The organism is Mitsuaria sp. RG, from assembly GCF_028369275.1.
Lineage (GTDB): Bacteria > Pseudomonadota > Gammaproteobacteria > Pseudomonadales > Pseudomonadaceae > Aquipseudomonas > Aquipseudomonas peradeniyensis.
Genome location: NZ_JAQMYQ010000105.1, coordinates 1 through 1,397, shown reverse-complemented (window position 1 = coordinate 1,397; position 1,397 = coordinate 1). Strand labels below are relative to the sequence as shown.

The window sequence follows — 1,397 nt, the reverse complement described above, 5'->3', positions numbered from 1 at the left end:
TCACCCGGCGACCAGGACCTGATCCGCGACCGCCAGGACCGTCTGCTCGAAGAGCAGCAGCGCCGCCTCGAAGAGCTGCGCAACCTGCCCGGCAAGGCCGCTGAACCCGGTGAGTCGCAACCGGCGACCGACAGCCGCTGCTTCACCATCCACACCATCGAGCTCAAGGGCGCCGACAGCCTGTCCGCCGCCGACCGCGACCGCCTGCTCAAGCCCTTTATCGACCAGTGCCTGGGCGTCACCCAGCTCAATGCCTTGCTCAAGGCCATCACCGACCATTACCTGGGCCGCGGCCTGGTCACCAGCCGCGCCTACCTGCCGCAGCAGGACCTGTCCTCGGGCCATCTGCAGGTACTGGTGGTGGAAGGGCGCCTGGAAGGGCTGCGCCCGGACCCGGCCAGCGGCCTGAGCGACCGCGAACTGGCCATGGCCTTCCCCGGCGATATCGACCAGCGCCTGAACCTGCGCGAGATCGAGCAGATGGTCGACCAGCTCAACCGCCTGCCGTCGAACAAGGCGCAGATGGAGCTGACCCCGGGCAAGGCCGTCGGCGGCAGCGAAGTGCTGGTGCGCAACACCCAGCAGAAACCCTGGCGCGCCTCGCTGTCGCGCAACAACGAAGGCCAGCGCAGCACCGGCGAGCAGATGCTCAACCTTGGCCTGGAATGGGACAGCCCACTGGGGCTGGCCGACCAGCTGATGCTGCGCGGCGGTCATGACGTGGTCAGCGACCATACCCAGGGCTCGAAGAACGGCGTGCTGTTCTACAACCTGCCGTGGGGCTGGTGGAACTTCACCTACAGCTACAGCGAGAGCGAATACCGCTCCCTGGCCCAGGCCAACGGCTTTACCTTCAAGCAGACCGGCGACAGCCAGAACCACCAGCTGCGCGCCGAGCGCGTGGTGCACCGCGACGCCACCAGCAAGACCTCGCTCAATGCCGGCATGGCGCACCTGCGCACCAACAACTATATCGAGGACAGCCGCCTGGCCGGCAGCAGCAACCGCCTGAGCGAGGCGCAGTTCGGCATCAACCATGGCCGGCGCCTGGGCAATGCCTTCGTCAACCTCGACCTGGGCACCCAGGAGGGCATCGGCGCCTTCGACGCCCAGGACAACGGCCATCCACGCCCGGGCCAGCCGGTGGCGCGCTACCGCAAGTACAGCGCCACGCTCAGCTACGTGCAGGGTTTCCAGCTCTTCGGCGAGCGCCTGAGCTTCAGCAGCCTGGCCACCGGCCAGCGCAGCGAGGATGTACTGTTCAGCCCGCAGCGCATTAGCCTGGGCGGGCTGTCGTCGGTGCGCGGCCTCAAGGACCAGTCACTGTCCGGCGACAGCGGCGGCTACTGGCGCAACGACCTGCGCTGGACCCGCCCGGTGAACTGGCCGCTGCTGCA

General features: G+C 67.9%; 1 protein-coding gene. It reads left to right on the top strand.

All coding sequences use genetic code 11. The annotated features are described in order from the left end of the window. The coding region (locus POF53_RS25860; protein WP_498970044.1) for a ShlB/FhaC/HecB family hemolysin secretion/activation protein at positions 1-1,397 on the top strand (1,397 nt) is incomplete at both ends.